Source organism: Capnocytophaga stomatis, assembly GCF_002302635.1.
In the GTDB taxonomy this organism is placed as follows: Bacteria; Bacteroidota; Bacteroidia; order Flavobacteriales; family Flavobacteriaceae; genus Capnocytophaga; species Capnocytophaga stomatis.
This window is the reverse complement of sequence record NZ_CP022387.1, coordinates 2,199,806-2,219,460: the sequence shown is the minus strand read 5'-3', so window position 1 is coordinate 2,219,460 and position 19,655 is coordinate 2,199,806. Positions and strand designations below refer to the sequence as shown.

The window sequence follows — 19,655 nt, the reverse complement described above, 5'->3', positions numbered from 1 at the left end:
GATGTGTTCATCGAGTTTTCAAGCAAGATGCCAATAAAGCCCGCAATCTACTTTTTGATTACCTCTTCAACGGATTTTCGTTTTGAATAAGGGAGCGGTTTTGCATAACCGATACGCAAAAGAATTTGAGGTATCTCGCCTTTTATAGGTAATTCTTTTTGCATTTTTTGCCGTAATTCGGGAATTTCGCAAGGCTGATTAAGATATGCGTGAGCAATGCCTTTCTGGGTGAGCAATAGCAAAAATCGTTGCAGAATGCGTCCCGTTTTTACCCACGAAACCACCGTATTTTCCGTACTTGTTAAAAGAACTATGTGCGAGGAAGAAGCTATTTTCTTAGCATCTGTTTTATTTTGCTTTTTACTGCTAAGCGACGCTTTTACAATGGGTTTGGTGATAAAAAGAGGCAGATTGGGAGCACCCAAAGCGGCATAACTGATACCATCATTTGTCTTTTCGGAGTGTCGTTTGTTAAAACGTATCCACGAAAGAAGCTCTTGTTTGAAAGCCTCATCATTCATCTGGATTTCATTTCCTTTCATCACAAATTGGCAAAGCAAATCAAACTCCGAAGTTTTGTTTTTCCACGCATAAATGGCTCCATTTCCCTCTTCTTCAAAACATTGCAAGATACTTTTTAGCTCCTCTTCAGGGATTTCTTTCTTATTGTAAACCGACCGATTTGTCTGCCGTGTTTCAATTTGGTCAAAAAGCAAATCTTTTTCTACAAGTTCTGATTTTTCCAAATGAACCGTGATGATTCCTTGTGGGGAAACGCTCACATTTGGCTGATAACTCAACACCAAAGCTGCCAGACATAAATTTTCAGTTGCACACCCCAAGCTGATAAAAAGTTCACGATTATCACCATCAACCGCAGCAAGATGTTTATCAAAATTAGGATGAATTATTATCTGATTATCTGTCATTTCAAACAACCAAGGTTGCGTATTGTGTCCGGAAGGGGCTTTAATGGCGTACTCAATCATACGCATATAGTCCGAGTTTTGAGCATTTGATTTCATCATTCCTCCAATTAAAATTAAACAAAAATAAATTGCTAACGTTCTCATTTTTTGAAAGATTTTTATCGTTCTACGGCAAAGTAACGACTATATTTTCTCTAAAAAATGAACCTCGGTTAAAAAATGGTTTTATGCTACAAACATTTCTCTTTTTCTATTCCGTTACGATGCGCCTGCGAATTCGGCTAAGTGCCTGCGGAGTTATTCCTATGTATGAGGCGATGTATTTCAAAGGTAATTTTTGTACTAAAACAGGTTCTTTTTCAATAAGTTGTTTATATATTTCTTCCGGTGATTGTGTGAGGAATTGTATTTCCTTGCGGGCTTTCTGTACGAAGAGTTCTTCCATAATTTGCGACTTAACGAGAAGGAATGTTTCTTGCTTCATTAGCGTATCAAGCAATTGTTTGTCAATTCGGTAGGCACGGACATCACTTATGGCTTGAAGTTCCAAAAGCGAGGGCGTGCAGTCACGAAAAGATTCGTACGACAAACAAAACTGATTCGGAAAAATAAAATCAACGGTTGTTTCTTTATCCTTTCGGAAATCATAGTGAAATATTCGCACCATTCCGCTTTCAATGTAGTAAAGATATTTTTCAATTTCGCCCGCTCTGAGCAGATAATCTCCCTTTGAGAAGGTTATTTCTGAAAAATATTTATAAATCAAATCCGTTGGTATTTCCATTTTTACTCGCTCTGAATTAATAAATACTAAAACGATACTCCTTCCGCTCTTTCAGAGTTTTAGACTAACCGAAAATAGTTTCATTCTTACCATAATTATACACTATTCTTTCCTATTTTTCTTTATTTTTTTTGTCATTACAAATTGATATATTATCAATTTTGGGAGAATAACAAACAATAGTAATAATTGTTTTGGCTTTCCCCCTTTCATAATGCTAATAACAATAGTTACAAGTGGAATCAATACTAACAATACCGTATTGATGCGATATGCCCAAATTAAATACCCTTTTTCTGCCCAAAGGTCCAATTCATCTTTGATTTTCAAGTCAGTTATTTCACTTTTGAGAAAATCAACGAATTGTTTGGTATCGCTTTTAAACAGTGGGTAGGAATTTTTACATACAAAAGCAATAGTTTTGTTCCTGGTTACAATCTTATGAAGCACATTTCTTCCTTCATCATCAAAAACAAGTGCTGTTATTTCCGAAATATCAATCGTAGGAATCTCTTTGTAATTAAATATCAACTTCTTGTTCCAATGAAATACAAGTTTGTTGTTTTCAACAGTTACTATAAGTCGGCTGACTATAGAATATATTAGCAATAAAGTCAGCCCAATGAAAACGAGCGAAGAAATTATCCATTTGAGATACGGAATTTTAATATATACAGCTAAGATAATAGCAATAAATATCAATAGAGGGAAAATAAAAATACTTATAAGCGCTCTATTTAATCTATAAACCAACAAACTAAACGTTTTCTTCTCTTCCACGACTTATTTTTCAAAGATAATTTTACGGTTCAAAGATATAAATTTTATGACTTTTTTTGAAAGAATATTAGGATAAAAACTTCGACTTCGCTCAGTTTGACAAAGTGCCTATAACATTGAGTAAAGTCAGCATTTTTGATTTAAGTCAAAAGAACAAAAAGATAAAAACCCAAACAGATTTCAATCCATTACCGATATAAGAAAAGTAAAGACGCCACGACAGACGTCCTTACCGATAATTTTTTAATTCTTTAGCCTCTTTTGGTAACAATGCCCAAGGCTTCAAGGTCTTGGCTTTGCGAAAGGGCAACTTTGGCATAGGCGACAAACTCGCTGTACTGCGGGTAAAGCTCATCGAAGAATTTGTCACGGGCTTCGGTGGCTTTTTGGGCTTCAGCGGTTTCTTTTTTCTGACTTTCTTTCAAGGCGATGATTTCCGAAAGCCGATTTTGAGCCGCTTTAAGGTCTTCTTCCTTGATGTTGATGCCCTGCAATTTGGTCATAAAGTTCGGGTTTTTGAGCAATTGCGAATAGAAATTCCCCACTTGCACCAACCAATCGCTGTACGCCGTTTTGCGTTTGCCTGCAAAGTCGAGCGAAGCACTTGCCAACGTATCACCTTTGAAAAGAATTTTACAGAAAGCTAAATGTTTGGTGTACAAATCGTTAATTTCCGTAAACTTTTGGTCGAACTTCTGCGTTTCAGCGTATTGCTCGGCATATTCCGTTTTTTGAGTTTGATGTAATTCTTGCAAACGTTCTACTTTGGCTAAAAGCCCGTCAAGTTTTTCAGTAGTATAGCCCAGCAGACTCATTTGCTCCTGAATGTTAGGCAGTTTCCCGTTAGAAAATGCCAATCGCATTCTCTGAATCCATTCCTCCATTGAAATATGCACGTTTCGCTTCTTCGGAGTTGGTGTTTGCTCATTTTGATTCAGATTTTGGTCATTCTGATTCAAGTTTTGTTCGTTCTGATGTAAATTCTCGTTCATAATAATTGTGTTTTTGGTGTTAAACTTTTAATTTTCTATTGATTTTATAGATTTTTACTTGCAGGAAATGGATTTTTACCGGTCAGAATCCATTTTTTATCGGTCAGAATCCATTTATTGTCAGTCAAGATTGATTTCTTGTCAGTCAGAATTCATTTCCTGTTGGTAAATATTGATTTCCTATGGGTCATAACTTATATAATGCAGGTCAAACCTTGCTTCCCTGTTGTAAGAATGCTTTTCTGTACGGGAATTATCAAAATCCTATGGGTAAACATTCATCTCTCACAGGGATTTCTTGTTATATATGCAGCAATATCCGTGCCGTAAGTGGTAAAAATTCAGCGGATTAGTATTAAAATGCTGTTAAAAAGAAAAGACGCCGTAAGGGCGTCTGTGGGGGTGGAGTTGTATTGGGTATTCTTTAAGAAAATAAAATTTTATAATTAATTCATCTGTAATAGCTTAGAAACATCTTCGGCGTGGATTCGACAATAGTACATCACATAAGCGATATAAGGAACAAAAAGCAAAATACTCCATAGCAATCCTTTGGCAAACGCCTGATAATTTGCGTTTTTCACAAAAAGATAAATCACCCATACAATATTCAAAGTCATCACGATATGCGACATTTGAGCAAAAATATTGGCTCCGCTCCAACCAAAAGTAAACATTCCCATCGTTCCGAAATAATACATCGGCAAGAGGGCAAGAGGCAACAAAACTGCTTTTTTCTTCCATATAAACAGCAGAAAACAAAGCAAATATACCAAACTTGAAGGCGAACAAGCGTTCAGCATCGCCCATTGTAACAGGCTTACTTTCAGCTGTGCAAAGAAATACCACGAGCCACTGAATGTCAGCAATAACAGTAAAAAAGCCAACACCATTCCGATTGTTTTTTCTGTTTTTGTAAGTGTCATAGCTAATTATTTTATGGGTAAATAGATTTCGGTTTTAAGTTTTTCAGGCGGTGTTTTTCGGGCATCGTTCAAATATTTTTCAAAAGGAACAATACTGCGAAGTTCGTAACCGCTTTCGGGCAACCATTTTCCGAAAATTGTGTCGTACACTTTCCCTAAATTGTCGTATGCACCCTGATAGTGAAAAACGGCGTATTTGCCTCCCTCAATTTCTTTCACCCCAACCTCGCCCTGAGGCTTGGCAGGTTTGTGAATCGCCAAACAGATGTCTGACCGCTGTTTGTCTCCCTCCGTAATTTTAGGGTCATCGTGCGAGATGCAAATATGTTCAATACCTGCCGTAAAGAGCTTATTTTCCTTAACGAAAGCCCAAAGTTTGGCGTAAGTATCGCCGTAATTGAGTGTTCCGTAAGTTCCTGTAAGGGCAATATAAACAACTTTTTTCGGCTCTAAATCAATGATTTTTGGAGCTTTCAGTTTGATTTCCGCAATAAATTCTTCTTTTCTCATAATATATACTGTTTTATTGTTTCTGTATTCGGTAGGACTTACGCCGTAAAACTTTTTAAAGGATTTGGATAAAGACGAAAGCATCTCATAGCCAACTCTTTCCGAAATCTGCTCAACCGACAGATTAGAATATCGGAGCAAAATCGCCGAAGCCTCTACCCGCAGACGCGTAATGTAAGCACCAACAGATTCATTTACAAAGGCTTTGAAAATGCGATGGAAATGAAACTCTGAAAAATTAGCAATTTCGGCAAGGGTTTTCAGTTCTATTTTTTCATCTAAATGAGTGCCGATGTATTCGAGAACTCGGTTGATACGCTCGTGATAGTCCGCTTGTGTAGATTTTGTATTCATCAGTATTGTGTCTTTTAAATTTCTGAAACAAAGGTAATAAGGTTTAAAAGAATTTTGTTTTTCCTATCTTGCGAAATTGTTTTTTGAAAAGATTTTTTTTATCTCTGTTGCAAAAGAAATTTTGTAAAGTTTATAAACGTGTCGGAAAATTATAAAAAATAAGGGCGAAAAAATTTTCGCCCCTACTATTGCCTAATCCCTATTTTCTATTCCCTACTTACTCAAATACATTTTCCTTCTTGCATAGAGTTCATAGAATTGGTAGTCTTTGAGGTCGTCTGTGAAAATAGGTCTATGTGTGGTAAAAGTTTCACCCTTCAAAAATAATCATCCAAGAGATACCGAACTTATCTTTGAAATCTCCGAAATAGCCAAAAAACTGCTCTTCCATAGGCATTTCTATTTCGCCTCCTTCGGAAAGTGCGTGGAAAAGACGGTCGGCTTCGGCTTTGCTATCTACGGAAATACTCACATAGTTGTGATTGCCCGTAACAAGTTTTTGCCCAAGCGATTCGAAAATGTCCGAACCCATTAGTTTATCGTTTTCGCCTATGGGAAGCTCAATGTACATCACGCGGTTTTTCTCATTTTCAGCCACTTCCATCGGAGTTTCATCAGAACGAACCACCATTGTAAAATCGCCCCCGAAAGCCTTTTTGTAAAAATTAAACGCCTCTTCGCAATTCCCATTAAAATTCAAATACGGATTGATTCTTGTTGCCATTTTTTTATCGTTTTAATTATTAAGAGCAAAAATAAGCAGTTAGAACGAAAAAAATCTTGCCATAAGGCAAGATTTTAAGTTAGAAATTAACTATTTTATCATACCTTCTTTTCCTAACAATCGGCGAGCATACCCGATTTGTCCACAATGATAAATCTCGTGCAGTGACAAAAATGAAAGTTCTACAATATTGCTTTTAGGTTGATTTTCAAACTGTTCCAAACCGTCCATTAAAGGTTTATATGTTTGCTGAAAGTATGATTTAAGAAGTTCAAAATCAATGAGTTTTTCTGTTACATCCTTAGCGTTGATATATCTTCCGTAGAAAGCAAAATGTTCATCGTTCCAAACGGAATTTTTACCCAAAATTTTTAAAACCAAATTGCGAGAATAAATCAAATGCCCTAAAAGCCAATTCACACAATTAGCCTCATTCTGTGGAAAAATCAACGATTCTTCGGCTGAAATTCCTTCTAAATTCTTCAAAATCAAACCAAAATTGGCTTCAAATTGCGTTTTTAATATGAGAGTGTCCATTGTTATGTTTTTATTTGGGCAAAAATAAGCAGTTGGAACGAAAAAAATCTTGCCTTATGACAAGATTTTAGTTCATTTGTCGTATCCTTACTTCAATAGGTGTATTTTTGAGTTTTTCAATAAGTTCACTAACAGGAGTTTCGTTGAAATGATATGGGTAAAATATCTTAGGTTGTACCATTTTTGCTGCTTTTTCGGCTTGTTCTAATGTCATCGTATAAGGTTGATTGACAGGTAGAAAAGCAATGTCTATATTTGAAAGATTTGCCATTTCGGGAATATCTTCCGTGTCGCCCGCCACATAAATCCGTAAGCCGTCAAAGGTAAGAATGTAGCCATTATCACGCCCTTGTGGGTGGAATTTTTCGCGACCAATGGTAGTGTTATAAGCGGGGACAGCCTCTATGGTTACATTTTTCATAAGGGAACGCTTTTCTCTGTTTTTCATTGCTATTCCTCTTCCTAATTTGTTCTGACAACTTTCATTCAGAATGATTTTTGTTTTCTCCTTTTCAAGAGAAGCAATTGTTTTGGGGTCGAAATGGTCGTGATGCTCGTGAGTTACCAAGATAAAATCTGCTTTCGGAAAGCGTGAATAATCGGTTGTATGGTTTTGGTAGTTTTCAACAGGGTCAATTTGAAAATATACATTTTCATAATTTATTGCCAAACTGCCGTGCTTGATGAATGTTATTGTTACCTGTTTTCCGTTTTTGGTAGAAAAAGTATCGGAAACATAGTTTTGAGCAGACATACCAACACACCAAAAAAATATAAATGCTACAATTATCTTATTCATAAAATTTAAAATTTTGAAACAAAGGTAATACAATAATTTGATTTGCAAAATAAATTTTGTTTTGTAAGTTTGATGTTTCCCCCAATTTTTATCATCAAAAAACCTCCTTCCGAATTCTACTCAGCGATGTATCGGTAATTCCGAGATATGAAGCGATGTATTTTAAAGGTACACTTTGAATTACTTGTGGCTTGTCTTTAAGGAATTGCAAATAGCGGTCTTTGGCGGGAAGCGTAATCATCTCGAGGGAGCGTTGTTGGGTTTGGAAGAGTTTTTCGGTCATAAACAATCGTCCCCATTCAGAAACTCCCGCAATGGAATGGTACAACAGCTGAAAATCCTCGAAAGAAATTTCCCACGCTATGCAATCGGTCAGGGCAACTATATTTTCTAAACTTGGCTCTTGCTTAAAAAGTGACAATTCATTGATAACAAACTCCTGCTCACAGAAAAAACCCGTAGTAATGTCGTTTCCTTCGTAATCGTGGACAAAACTCCGAGCAATACCACTTTGCAAAGCGAAATAACTTTTGGAAACTTCGCCTTTTTGTAGGATAAAATCTCCTTTCTTGAAACTCACCTTCCGATGTACCGCCTTAATTTGTTCAAGTTGTTCAGTCGAAATCAGCGGATGGGCATAAAGTGTGGAAAAATCAAAGGTGGTTTGCATTTTTAAGTTAGTTATGAATATATAATTTATTACTCAAATATAGTTCTATTTCCCTGACTACAAAAACAAGATATTTTATTGTTTGGTCTTTTAATTTTCCTAATTCTGTTGTTGAGTAATCTTTTCCAATTTCAGCAAACGAAAATAATCCGTGAGCAAGATCGTTTCGCTTATCCTTTATTATTTCAAGTGTATTTCCGTGTGCAGTTTCTTCATAATTGCTATTTTTAATATTAAACCCATAAACCATAGCTAATGAAGAAATTACTTCTCTATCTATATTACCTTTTGATATATTTTCTTTTTTAAAAGATAGTTTTATAACATCTCTTGATATTTCAGTACAGAGCCTAATAAAATCTTCAGGGCTGATGTTCTGTCTTAAGTCCTTTATAATCTGTTTCTTTATTTCAGTTTTTAAACAATTAAAATCTACAGAAGAATCTTTATGTATATTGTTTCGAATTGCATCAACAGAACTAGATACCACAGCCTCAATACAATTATACAGCATTAGTAATATATTGGCTTTTAATATCTTATACACAGTCATATCTGTATTATTTTCAACCGAAGATATGTAACAAAAATAACTATCAATTTCAGTGCTCCTTTCCTCTAAAATTCTTTTAGTTTGCTGCATTCTGTAACAATTTGTTTTTTACATACTCAATTCTTCCAATTACTTTTAATCTATTGTTAGAAGCATCTGATGTTGTGTGCTCTTTAAATTCTTCAGAGTTTAACCATTTTTCTACATTAGCAACTTTCAAGTTTGAGTTCTCTTTTAGTGCCAACGTAACACCAACTGCAATGGTTTCAAATCTTACACGAGGCGTAGTATTATGAGTAGGTGCTTTTTTAAATCCGTAAGGGAAGTATGTATTTACAAAATCCAACATATTTTCAAATTGAATTTTCATTTCACTTTCATTAAAACTACCATTATGTTTCTCCTTGATATAATCATCTAAAAAAACATCTACGCGATGTGTAAACTCTGCTAATTTTTCTGAATACGCAAAATACCTTAGCACTAACTCCTGTGCTTCTCCTCTTTTTTGTCTATTTTCTGATATCGGACATAATTCTATAAACAAAGGATTTTGTGAACACTCTACAATCAAATTATAAAATTCTCCCTCCTGGTACATTCCCTTTCTTATTTCCATATCAGTTAAATCATAAGGGTCAGTATTTATTCTTTGAAATATATCTTTTTTAACTTCGAAATCTGCTCTTTCAGTTAATTCAATTGAACGCAGGGTTTTTCTCAAAAAACGTCTTTGACGACTTTCTAATAAATCAGAAAATTTAAACCCATTAAGTTTATATAATTTTTCCAACCCCTTTAAAGTTAAGTCATCATTTTTAAAAGCTACTAATGTTCTAATTCTTTGCGAACCATCAACTATTTCTAATTTACCATCATCTTTATCATCTGCAAAAAAAAGATATGGAATAGGTAAATCTAGCAATACAGACTCTATAAACCGAGATTGTTTTTCTTTATCCCAAACAAACTCCCTCTGATAAGGAGGAATTTTGTATTCTCCCTCAATGAATTTATCAATAATATGCTCTACTACGAATTCCCTTGTATCGTAATCTACTTGCCTTTTTTCGGTTATCAATTGATCTTCTGCCTCCTGTTTTTCTATCTCTGTTTTCATTCCTTAATTTTTTTTAAATGTTCCTTTATACTTTGAGCAATTACTTCTCCGAGCCTTACAGGAACTGCGTTACCTATTTGTCTTGCAATATTTACAACGGGTAATTTCTCTTTGGTCTCGTCGTAAAAAACATAATCCACAGGAAAAGTTTGTAATAATGAGGCTTCTCTGAGTGAAATAGCTCTATCTTGCTCTGGATGTCCAAACCGTCCATTTCCATAACCCACACAATGAGTTGTCATTGTAGGGGAAGGTTCGTCCCACTTCATTCTACCATAAACACTTGGATAAGATTTTCCTGATTCTTTTTTATGGCATTCTAATTTTAAATCATCCGACCAATCTTTCCAACTTCCTCCATAAGGCGTATTTTGAATTCTTTTTTTGTTAAGCGGACTTAACTTTCTTGCATAATGCAAAGTGTCATTTTCATAAAATTCACCATCATTAATTCTAGGAAGCTTACCAATAGTATCTTTTACAGTAACATAATTCTCTTTACTATGAGTTTTAGGAATTAGCTTAATTTCTCCCAATTTTGATGCTAACAGAACCAAGCGTTTTCTATTTTGAGGAATACCATAGTCAGGACAATTTACAATTTCATAATGAACAAAGTACCCTAATTTCTTTAAAGAATTTATAAAATCTTCAAATACAGGAGCTTTTTTAAAGTTGATTAATTGAGAAACATTTTCCATTGAAACAATATCTGGTTGTGTTTCTTCTACTAATCTTGCAAATTCGTAAAGCAACTTCCATTTTGAATTGTCTTTTTTTTCTTCATCTTTAAATGTATAGGAAGAAAAAGGTTGGCAAGGAGCACAACCAACTAATATTTTATATTTAGGATTTCCAAACAATGCATTAATCTCTGTTTTGGAAATATCAGACACACTTTTAGAAATAAAAACAGCATCGTTATTAGTTTCAAAAGAGTATTTACAAGTTTCATCAATATCTATACCTGCGACAACATTAAAGCCTTCCCTCACAAATCCGTGAGATAAACCTCCTATGCCACAGAACAAATCTATAACTGTAATATTTCTATCTTTTTTGTTCATAAAATAACCCACGAGGCAAAGTTACGACTTTTTGATAAATGTAAAAGATTGCTTATCAAAAAAAAGGGCGAATTATAATTCGCCCTTACTATTTCCTATTATCTAAATCCTACCGCCTATTTAGACAGATACATCTTCCTTCTTGCGTAGAGTTCATAGAATTGGTCGTCTTTGAGGTCGTCTATGAAAAGAATACTCTCGCCGGTAGATTTCATTTCGGGACCTAAACGCTTATCCACGTTCGGGAACTTGTTAAACGAAAACACAGGCTGTTTGATAGCAAATCCGTCCAATTTCGGTTGGAAATCGAAATCAGTTACTTTCTTCTCACCGAGCATCACTTTGGTAGCATAGTTCACGTACGGCTCCCCATAGGCTTTGGCGATAAACGGAACGGTACGCGACGCCCTCGGGTTGGCTTCGATGATATACACCGTGTCGTCCTTAATGGCAAACTGAATGTTTATCAGTCCCACCGTGTTTAGGGCTTTGGCGATTTTGTGCGTATGGTCTTTGATTTGTTGCATCACAAACTCACCGATGTTAAACGGCGGCAGTGTGGCGTTACTATCCCCCGAATGCACCCCACACGGCTCGATGTGTTCCATAATCCCGATGATGTACACGTTTTCGCCATCGCAAATAGCATCGGCTTCGGCTTCGATAGCTCCATCTAAATAATGGTCGAGCAAGAGTTTGTTATTCGGAATTTTACGAAGCAAATCCACCACGTGTTCTTCCAATTCGTGCTTATTGATAACGATTTTCATTCCTTGTCCACCCAACACATACGACGGACGCACCAAAAGCGGGAAGTCCAACTCATCGGCTAACTTTAAGGCTTCGTCGGCAGTTTCGGCAACACCAAATTTCGGATACGGAATGCCCAATTCTTTCAATAAAGTAGAAAAACGCCCTCGGTCTTCTGCCAAATCCAACGCGTCAAAACTTGTTCCGATTATTTTAATGCCGTATTTGTGGAGTTTTTCAGCCAATTTCAAAGCGGTTTGTCCGCCCAACTGAACGATAACACCTTCGGGTTTTTCGTGACGAATGATGTCGTAAATATGTTCCCAAAAAACAGGTTCGAAGTAGAGCTTATCTGCCGTGTCAAAATCCGTAGAAACCGTTTCAGGGTTGCAGTTAATCATAATGGTTTCGTAACCACACTCAGCAGCCGAAAGGACTCCGTGAACGCAACAGTAATCGAACTCAATTCCCTGCCCAATGCGGTTGGGTCCTGAGCCTAACACAACTACTTTTTTGCGGTCGGAAACGATACTATCGTTCGCTGTGAAAAGATTGCCGTTCGCATCACGAATTGGAGCTTCAAACGTAGAGTAATAATACGGCGTTTGTGCTTTAAACTCGGCAGCACACGTATCTACCAACTTATATACTCGGTTGATACCCAATTCTTCACGTTTTTTATAGACTTCACTTTCCCAACACCCCAACATATGGGCGATTTGGCGGTCAGCAAAGCCTTTTTGTTTGGCTTCCAATAGTAAATCTTTCGGAAGTGTTTCTATTTTATAGGTTGAAATTTCTTTCTCAATGCTGTATAGTTCTTCGTATTGCTTCAAGAACCACATATCTATCTTAGTGATTTCGTGAATTCTCGAAAGTGGAATACCCATCGCGATGGCGTCGTAAATCACAAAGACTCTATCCCAACTTGGGTTAGTAAGTTTATCGATAATTTGCTCATAGTTTTTGTATCCTTTGCCATCTGCTCCCAATCCATTGCGTTTGATTTCAAGTGATTGCGTAGCTTTGTGAAGTGCCTCTTGGAAAGAACGACCAATTCCCATAACTTCCCCTACCGACTTCATTTGCAGACCGATAGTTCTGTCCGAACCTTCAAATTTATCAAAATTCCAACGCGGAATTTTCACAATCACATAATCCAACGTAGGTTCAAAAAGTGCCGAAGTGGATTTGGTAATTTGGTTGCTGAGTTCGTCCAAGTTGTAACCGATTGCCAGTTTCGTAGCAATTTTGGCGATTGGGTAACCTGTTGCTTTTGAAGCCAATGCAGACGAACGCGACACACGCGGATTGATTTCAATAGCGATAATATCTTCTTTTTCATCAGGCGAAACCGCAAATTGCACGTTACAACCGCCGGCAAAATCGCCAATGCTTCGCATCATCTTGATTGCCATATCTCGCATACGTTGGAAGGTTCTGTCGGAAAGCGTCATCGCCGGAGCAACGGTAATGGAGTCACCCGTGTGGATTCCCATCGGGTCCATATTCTCAATGGTACAGATAATTACCACGTTGTCGTTTTTATCACGAAGGAGTTCCAACTCGTATTCTTTCCAACCCATTAACGCCTTGTCAATGAGCACCTCGTGAATGGGAGAAGCCTCCAAACCGCGAGTTAGGAGCGTATCGAAATCCTCTTTTTTGTACACCACAGAAGCACCCGTTCCGCCCAAAGTAAACGACGGACGAATCACGAGCGGAAACCCGAATTTCTGAGCGATTTCTTTCCCACGAAGGAAGGAATTTGCCGTTTCGGAAGGAGCCATCGGAATCCCGATTTTGTCCAAAAGTACACGGAATTTCTCTCTGTCTTCAGTAATTTGAATGGCATCGATATCCACCCCGATAATTTCCACGCCAAAATCTTTCCAAATGCCTTTCTCTGCAGCTTCAATGCACAAATTCAGAGCGGTTTGCCCTCCCATTGTAGGCAGAACGGCATCAATATTAGGATGTTTTTTCAAAATTTCAACAATGGATTTTGTGGTCAATGGCTTTAAATATACGTGGTCAGCCATTGAAGGGTCGGTCATAATGGTTGCGGGGTTGCTGTTGATAAGCACCGTTTCGATGCCGTCCTCACGAAGTGAACGCAACGACTGCGAACCCGAATAATCAAACTCGCACGCCTGCCCAATAATAATAGGTCCCGAACCTATTAACAATACACAATTTAAATCTTTACGTTTTGGCATAATATTCAGATAGGTGTTATTTTTTTCGAAATTTTAAAAAAAAGGTGTTACCTAAAAAAGATAACACCTTTATATATTGTAAAAACCAACCATCGACCTATTTTTTATGTCTTGGTTCAGAAGAAACAGTCAATTTTTTTCTTCCTTTTGCTCTTCTTCTCGCTAATACTTTTCTACCGTTTGCAGTAGCCATACGCTCTCTGAAACCGTGCTTATTTCTTCTCTTTCTTTTTGATGGTTGAAATGTTCTTTTCATTGTCCTAAATCTTTAAAATATCTTATTCTCAAATAAAATTATAGAAATTTTCTCTACTTAAAAGTGGGGCAAATGTACGATATTTTTTTAAACTGACAAATATTACATCTAATTTTCTTATCAATTTTTGTTTTTATTATTACTTTTAGGATATTTATTTATGATGATATCGAAATATTTATCGTCATAAGTACCTGTCATAGAATAAAATAAGTCTTTCCGCTGTTTTAAATCTTTCGGAAGAGAAATCAGCTTTAAATCTGTTTCCAGAATTTGCCAAATAAGCTCCGTACAGTACATTTGTGAAGGTTCGTCAATGACGCCCATTCTGTCAAACGGAACTCTTCTTTCTAAATAATATTTTGCCTGATTTACAATCTGTTGCCCTTCCTCTATGTTTATATTTTTAGGACGTACAACAATAATTTTTTCAGGCATTGAGCCTTTTAAAAACTGATTGAGTGGCTGCTCTTGCATTCCGTCCGTGTCACTTGCATCTGATGAAAGTGAATGAATTACCCACCATTTGCCTTCTTTCAGGTACAAAATTCCCGAATGAGTAACATCAAAAACAGAATCATTTAACTTTTTGGCTATCAAATCACTAAAAAAACCATATCCTCGCCTAAGAATAATGTCCCCCTGTCGTATTTTTTTCAAATCTTCTTGAGTAAGGCGAGTAATGGTTTGGTTCTGTTTTATGAGTTTGTTTTCTTGCTTTCGGTCTATCCAAAAGAAGAAATGAAAACCTATCCACAAGAAAAAAATAAAAAAACCGAAAAATAAAGCTATTTTTCTAAAATATTTCTTCATTTTTCAGTTTTTCTGTAATTTTATTGTTCTGTTGTTTCGGAAACCACACCTGATTCTATATTTTCAAGCTCTGTTCCCATATTTTCATCAGTTGCCTCATTTCCAGAATCCATTGAATTTGGCTCTGTATTAGGTGCTTCTTTGTTTGCATCTTCTTTATTGAAAGAAACTTTCCATTTTCCGTCAATCTTCTTCAAATCAATGCTTTGCTCTTTGCTTTCTCCTTCAATTTCCGAACTTTCAATAATGTAGAAAACCTTTGCTTTATCGCCTTCTTTTTCTACTTTAGTCACTTTAACTTTCGCATTTTCAGCCTTTTTATTGTTTTCTTTCGGCATATCATCAAGCATCGTTAAAAGCTGCTTCATTGAATCGTCAGAATATTTTTTGGCTTCTTCAAAATTCTGGTTTTCCATAGCTGTTAAAAATTTTTCTGCTACCGATTTTGGAGAATCACCTGAACAAGAAGCAGTTAAAAGAGCTAAAAACACTGTTAAAATTAAAAATATCTTTTTCATATCAATCTATTAAATTATTAAAAAATGCCCGCAAAGGTAAGAATAAAGAAGTTATGGGAAAAATCTTTTTTTGATTTTTTATGCAGAATTCATATCTTCGCAATTCTTTTATTGATTTAATTTTTATGAAAATAGTTATTTCTCCGGCAAAGTCTCTGAACTTCGACAGAAAAATCCCTACAGAAAAATATTCACAGCCCATTTTTCAGCAAGAAATGGCGGAAATTAATTCGGAATTAAAAAAGCTGAATCCCAAGCAATTGGCTGATTTAATGCATATTTCAGAAAAACTTGCCGACCTTAATTGGCAACGAAATCAGGAATTTTCTCAGCCTTTTTCTACTGAAAATGCCCGACAAGCAGTGTACGTTTTCGATGGAGATGTTTATGACGGATTAGACGTATATTCTTTTGATAATGAAAAAATTGAGAAAATGCAAAACCATCTTAGGATTCTCTCAGGGCAATACGGATTATTAAAACCTTTGGATTTGATGCAACCCTATCGCTTGGAAATGGGAACAAAATTTGGCGTAGGAAAAAATAAAGATTTATATGACTTCTGGAGGGAAAAAATCACGACAGCTTTAAACAATGAACTATCAGAAAATGAACTGTTTATAAATCTGGCAAGCAACGAATATTTCAAAGCGATTGACACAAAAAAACTAAAAACTTCAGTCATCACGCCAATTTTTAAAGATTGGAAAAATGACGAACTTAAAATCATCAGTTTTTATGCAAAAAAAGCCCGCGGATTGATGGTCAAATACATTATAAAAAACAACGTCCGAACCATTGAAGACCTGAAAGGATTTGATTATGAAGGATATAGTTTCAGTGAAAAGCATTCAACAAAGAAAGGTGAACTTGTTTTTGTGAGATAAAACAAAAAATTACCTTTGTAAACCAAATTGATTTTGCAAAGGTAATTTTTGAATTTCTATTTAACTCATTTAAAAGAAATTAGCTAAGCTTCATATCCTTAACAATAGCCTTGATTTTATCATCTAAAACTTTTTCGGTTTGTTTGAACTCTTCAATGCCGTTAAGTGGAGTATTTACACTGAAATAAAATTTAATTTTAGGCTCTGTTCCGCTTGGGCGAGCAGCTATTTTTGTTCCGTTTTCAGTATAGTAAATAAGCACGTTTGATTTTGGAATATCAATTTCTTCCACTTCTCCTGTTATGATATTATGAGCTTTTGAAGTTTGATAATCTTCAACCATTGTAACTTTCTCTCCGTTAATTTCTTTCAGAGGGTTTTCACGAAGGTCTTTCATCATTTGAGCAATTTCCTCAGAACCTGAAATTCCTTTACGCACCAACGAAATTAGATATTCTTTATAAAAACCGTAATCAACATAGGCTTTTAGCAATTCTTTATAGAACGAACTTCCTGATGCTTTGGCTGTTGCTGCAATTTCGCAAGCTAATAACGTAGCTGTAACAGCATCCTTATCGCGTACAAAATCACCCACCATATATCCGAAACTTTCTTCTCCTCCACCGATAAATGTTTGGTCAGAAAAATCACGAATCATTTTAGCAATCCATTTGAAACCTGTTAAACCTACTTTACATTCTACCCCAAAAGCTGTTGCTACGTCATTCATCATAGGAGTAGAAACAATCGTTGAGCCAACAAATTCGTTGCCTTTAAATCCTTTTTCTTCGTGTCTTTGCAGTAGGAACAAAGTCATCATCACCATTGTTTGGTTTCCGTTCAAAAGAACCATTTTCCCTTCCAAATCACGCACGGCAACACCTACACGGTCACAATCCGGGTCTGTACCGATAACAATATCTGCACCTATTTCATCAGCTTTTTTAAGAGCCATTGTTAAGGCTTCGGGTTCTTCGGGATTTGGAGATTTCACTGTTGGGAAGTTTCCGTTAGGCGTTGCTTGCTCTTCCACAATGTGAACATTCGTATATCCTGCCCTTTTAAGCACCTCAGGAACCATCGTGATAGATGTTCCGTGTAAAGAAGTGAACACCACTTTCAAGTTTTCTTTACCCGGAGCGTTGAAACTTCCGTTTTTGATAGATGCCTCCGCAAAAGCATTATCTAACTCGGCATCAATCCACTCAATTAATTTTTCATCAGTATTGAATTTAATATCCTTAAAATCAACCTCTTCAATAGCTTTCATAATTTCTCCATCTTGCGGAGGAACAAGCTGCCCGCCGTCTTCCCAATACACTTTGTATCCGTTATATTCAGGCGGATTGTGTGATGCCGTAAGCACGATTCCGCATTGGCAACCTAAATAACGTACTGCAAATGAAAGCTCCGGAGTCGGACGCAAATCCGAAAATAAAAATACTTTTATTCCGTTGGCAGAAAATACATCAGCAACCACTTTCGCCAATGTTTTGGAATTATTTCGGCAATCGTGAGCGATGGCTACTTTGGGTTGCTCATTCGGAAATGACTTTTTGAGGTAATTACTCAATCCTTGCGTGTTTTTTCCCAACGTGTATTTGTTGATTCGGTTTGTCCCGATTCCCATAATACCACGCATTCCGCCGGTTCCGAATTCAAGATTTTTGTAAAAGGATTCTTTAAGTTCGTCAAGATTTTTGTCAAGGAGTTCTTGCACTTTGGCTCGTGTTTCTGCATCGAAAGTGTCAGAAAGCCACGTTTTTGCTGTTTCAATACTTTTCTCTAACATAGGACTATATAAATTAGAAGATATTTTATTTTACTTATCGTTTTTCAATCAAGCAAAGATAAAAAATTTATATCAATTTCCTTAGTAAAAGATTTAATATTTTTAGGAAGAATTCTGTTGTTAAAGTTATATTTTTTATGTTCAGTTTGTAATTTACTGATTTATTTACTTTTGATTTTCCGATTCTTTTTTGGTATTCTGCTGCAATTCCACCCAAGCATCTGCAAGCATAAATTCCAATGTTTTATCATCTTTTGCCTTTATTATATCGTGAAACTGAGGTCTTTCCATTACATAATAGGCTAACAATTCTATTTCTTCGGTTGTGAGCCGAATGGTTTTCTGAAGAAAGGTGGACATATTTTCAACGATGTAATTCTTCACTTTTATATTTTCATCATTGACTACCAGCTGTTTTATCTTTTTACTTTTTCCGGTAATTGCATTTACAAGACCTTCTAAATTCACCGTAAACGACCCAACAAGCAGAGGTAAAATTCCGTTTGGAAGAACGCGTGTTTCGCTATACACTCGCTTTTCGTTATAAGTTCGGATTTTGGGTTTATGTTGTAAAATCCCGAGCGATTGTACGTTTATATCCGGATTTTTATAAACTTCAACTTCCTCTATCTCAATCACTTCATCTTTCATTTTAACAAAAAACAATTGACCAGCTTCTAAATCATACTGAGTAACAACACGATGAACCGTTTCCTTACCTACGTGAGTAATTTTCAGCGTATTACCTTCAAAAACTTCAATAGAAAATTCCCCATTAGCATCTGTTGTGGAAAAACGATTTCTCTCCAAATTTTGTATGTGGACGCCCTGCAGAGCTTGTTTTTCATCAACCACTTTTCCCTTGATAATCACAGCTTCCTGAGCGACCAACGTTTTTCCTACAAACAGAAAAAATACAAATGCTATCCAATTACTTGCTCTCACTTTTTAGTTCTTCTTTCAGAATTTTTTGCAATTCCAGCCAAGCATCTATAAGCATAAATTCCAGTGTTTTATTGTCTTTCGCTCTGATTACTTCGTGAAATTGAGGTCTTTCCATTACATAATACGCCAGAGCATCAACTTCTTCTTGAGAAATTTTGAGTTCTTTTTTTAAAAAATCACTCATATTTTCAGAAATATAGGTTGCAACCGCCATATTTCGCTCATTTTCCAAATCTTTTTTTATTTTCTTCGTTCTCCCTGTTATGGCATTTATGAGAGCACCAACATCTAATCCTCCACTAAAAACTCTGGTATTACTATAAACTTTTTTCTCTGCGTATGTTCTTTTTATGGGTGTATGTTGCAAAATTCCAAGTTCTTGAGCCGTAATATTTCTATATTTTGTCACTTGAACTTCCTCTAACTCATTAACTTGCTCCTTCATTTGTATCACTATTCCGGCAAACTGAAAATCTGCTTTCACAATATTTCTGAAAACCGTTTGCATACTAACGTGAGTCAATTGCAAAGTATTTCCTGCAACTGCCTTTATTGAGAAATATCCTTTTTCATCAGTGGTGGAAAACAATTCGGTATGAAGGTTTTGCACGTGAACGCCTGCCAAAGGAATTGTGTCGTTCATCACACGCCCACGTACAACTTCTTCATTTTGAGCAAAAAGCTGTCCAAAAAATAATAGAAAAATAAATGTTATTGCAGCTTCTTTCAT

General features: G+C 36.0%; 21 protein-coding genes. 1 reads left to right on the top strand and 20 read right to left on the bottom strand.

Annotation, left to right across the window (positions count from 1 at the left end; genetic code table 11):
- Positions 1–47 precede the first annotated feature (47 nt).
- From CGC58_RS09850 to CGC58_RS09770, 17 genes are all read right to left on the bottom strand, one after another.
- Positions 48–1,073, bottom strand: a complete 1,026-nt coding sequence (locus CGC58_RS09850; RefSeq protein WP_095896550.1) for an Acg family FMN-binding oxidoreductase — start codon at positions 1,071–1,073, stop codon at positions 48–50.
- A 106-nt stretch (positions 1,074–1,179) separates the two neighbouring features.
- Positions 1,180–1,713, bottom strand: a complete 534-nt coding sequence (locus tag CGC58_RS09845) for a Crp/Fnr family transcriptional regulator (protein ID WP_095896549.1) — start codon at positions 1,711–1,713, stop codon at positions 1,180–1,182.
- A 102-nt stretch (positions 1,714–1,815) separates the two neighbouring features.
- On the bottom strand, positions 1,816–2,493 hold the full coding sequence (locus CGC58_RS09840) for a hypothetical protein (RefSeq protein ID WP_095896548.1): 678 nt from the start codon (positions 2,491–2,493) through the stop codon (positions 1,816–1,818).
- A gap of 251 nt (positions 2,494–2,744) precedes the next feature.
- Positions 2,745–3,485 (bottom strand): hypothetical protein, encoded by a 741-nt coding sequence (locus CGC58_RS09835; RefSeq protein ID WP_198540722.1) that lies wholly within the window; start codon positions 3,483–3,485, stop codon positions 2,745–2,747.
- A 446-nt stretch (positions 3,486–3,931) separates the two neighbouring features.
- Complete coding sequence (locus CGC58_RS09830; protein WP_095896547.1) at positions 3,932–4,411, bottom strand: hypothetical protein; 480 nt, start codon at positions 4,409–4,411, stop codon at positions 3,932–3,934.
- A 6-nt stretch (positions 4,412–4,417) separates the two neighbouring features.
- The gene (locus CGC58_RS09825; RefSeq protein ID WP_095896546.1) at positions 4,418–5,275 is read right to left on the bottom strand and encodes an AraC family transcriptional regulator; all 858 of its coding nucleotides are present in this window, start codon (positions 5,273–5,275) and stop codon (positions 4,418–4,420) included.
- Between the two features lie 310 nt (positions 5,276–5,585).
- A complete protein-coding gene (locus CGC58_RS09820; protein ID WP_095896545.1) occupies positions 5,586–5,999 on the bottom strand; it encodes a VOC family protein in 414 nt (137 codons plus the stop codon).
- A gap of 90 nt (positions 6,000–6,089) precedes the next feature.
- Positions 6,090–6,536: a hypothetical protein gene (locus CGC58_RS09815; protein WP_018278979.1), complete on the bottom strand. Its 447-nt coding sequence runs from the start codon at positions 6,534–6,536 to the stop codon at positions 6,090–6,092.
- Between the two features lie 67 nt (positions 6,537–6,603).
- Positions 6,604–7,335 carry an MBL fold metallo-hydrolase gene (locus CGC58_RS09810; protein WP_095896544.1) on the bottom strand — a complete coding sequence of 244 codons (732 nt, stop codon included), beginning with the start codon at positions 7,333–7,335 and terminating at the stop codon, positions 6,604–6,606.
- A 94-nt stretch (positions 7,336–7,429) separates the two neighbouring features.
- The gene (locus CGC58_RS09805) at positions 7,430–8,005 is read right to left on the bottom strand and encodes a Crp/Fnr family transcriptional regulator (protein ID WP_095896543.1); all 576 of its coding nucleotides are present in this window, start codon (positions 8,003–8,005) and stop codon (positions 7,430–7,432) included.
- Positions 8,006–8,012: 7 nt separating this feature from the next.
- The gene (locus CGC58_RS09800; RefSeq protein WP_095896542.1) at positions 8,013–8,648 is read right to left on the bottom strand and encodes an MAE_28990/MAE_18760 family HEPN-like nuclease; all 636 of its coding nucleotides are present in this window, start codon (positions 8,646–8,648) and stop codon (positions 8,013–8,015) included.
- Positions 8,635–9,678, bottom strand: a complete 1,044-nt coding sequence (locus CGC58_RS09795) for a DUF262 domain-containing protein (protein WP_095896541.1) — start codon at positions 9,676–9,678, stop codon at positions 8,635–8,637. The genes CGC58_RS09800 and CGC58_RS09795 overlap by 14 nt, the downstream gene beginning before the upstream one ends.
- A complete protein-coding gene (locus tag CGC58_RS09790; RefSeq protein WP_095896540.1) occupies positions 9,675–10,745 on the bottom strand; it encodes a DNA cytosine methyltransferase in 1,071 nt (356 codons plus the stop codon). Before CGC58_RS09790 ends, CGC58_RS09795 begins: the two co-directional genes overlap by 4 nt.
- A 116-nt stretch (positions 10,746–10,861) precedes the next feature.
- Positions 10,862–13,714, bottom strand: coding sequence for a carbamoyl-phosphate synthase large subunit (carB, locus tag CGC58_RS09785; RefSeq protein ID WP_042009502.1), 2,853 nt, complete (start codon positions 13,712–13,714; stop codon positions 10,862–10,864).
- Positions 13,715–13,811: 97 nt separating this feature from the next.
- Positions 13,812–13,970 (bottom strand): 50S ribosomal protein L34, encoded by a 159-nt coding sequence (gene rpmH / locus CGC58_RS09780; protein WP_002669412.1) that lies wholly within the window; start codon positions 13,968–13,970, stop codon positions 13,812–13,814.
- A gap of 120 nt (positions 13,971–14,090) precedes the next feature.
- Entirely contained in the window at positions 14,091–14,783 is a 693-nt protein-coding gene (locus tag CGC58_RS09775; RefSeq protein WP_095896539.1) for a YiiX/YebB-like N1pC/P60 family cysteine hydrolase, read from the bottom strand.
- Between the two features lie 20 nt (positions 14,784–14,803).
- The gene (locus tag CGC58_RS09770) at positions 14,804–15,301 is read right to left on the bottom strand and encodes a DUF4878 domain-containing protein (RefSeq protein ID WP_095896538.1); all 498 of its coding nucleotides are present in this window, start codon (positions 15,299–15,301) and stop codon (positions 14,804–14,806) included.
- A gap of 125 nt (positions 15,302–15,426) precedes the next feature.
- Here CGC58_RS09770 and yaaA point away from each other — a divergent pair, with 125 nt between their 5' ends.
- Entirely contained in the window at positions 15,427–16,188 is a 762-nt protein-coding gene (yaaA, locus tag CGC58_RS09765) for a peroxide stress protein YaaA (RefSeq protein WP_095897197.1), read from the top strand.
- A gap of 79 nt (positions 16,189–16,267) precedes the next feature.
- On the opposite strand, the gene CGC58_RS09760 is transcribed toward yaaA, so the two are convergent.
- The 3 genes from CGC58_RS09760 to CGC58_RS09750 form a co-directional block, all read right to left on the bottom strand.
- The gene (locus CGC58_RS09760; protein ID WP_095896537.1) at positions 16,268–17,980 is read right to left on the bottom strand and encodes a phospho-sugar mutase; all 1,713 of its coding nucleotides are present in this window, start codon (positions 17,978–17,980) and stop codon (positions 16,268–16,270) included.
- A gap of 165 nt (positions 17,981–18,145) precedes the next feature.
- Positions 18,146–18,925 (bottom strand): carboxypeptidase-like regulatory domain-containing protein, encoded by a 780-nt coding sequence (locus CGC58_RS09755; RefSeq protein ID WP_095896536.1) that lies wholly within the window; start codon positions 18,923–18,925, stop codon positions 18,146–18,148.
- Positions 18,912–19,655, bottom strand: coding sequence for a carboxypeptidase-like regulatory domain-containing protein (locus CGC58_RS09750; protein ID WP_095896535.1), 744 nt, complete (start codon positions 19,653–19,655; stop codon positions 18,912–18,914). Before CGC58_RS09750 ends, CGC58_RS09755 begins: the two co-directional genes overlap by 14 nt.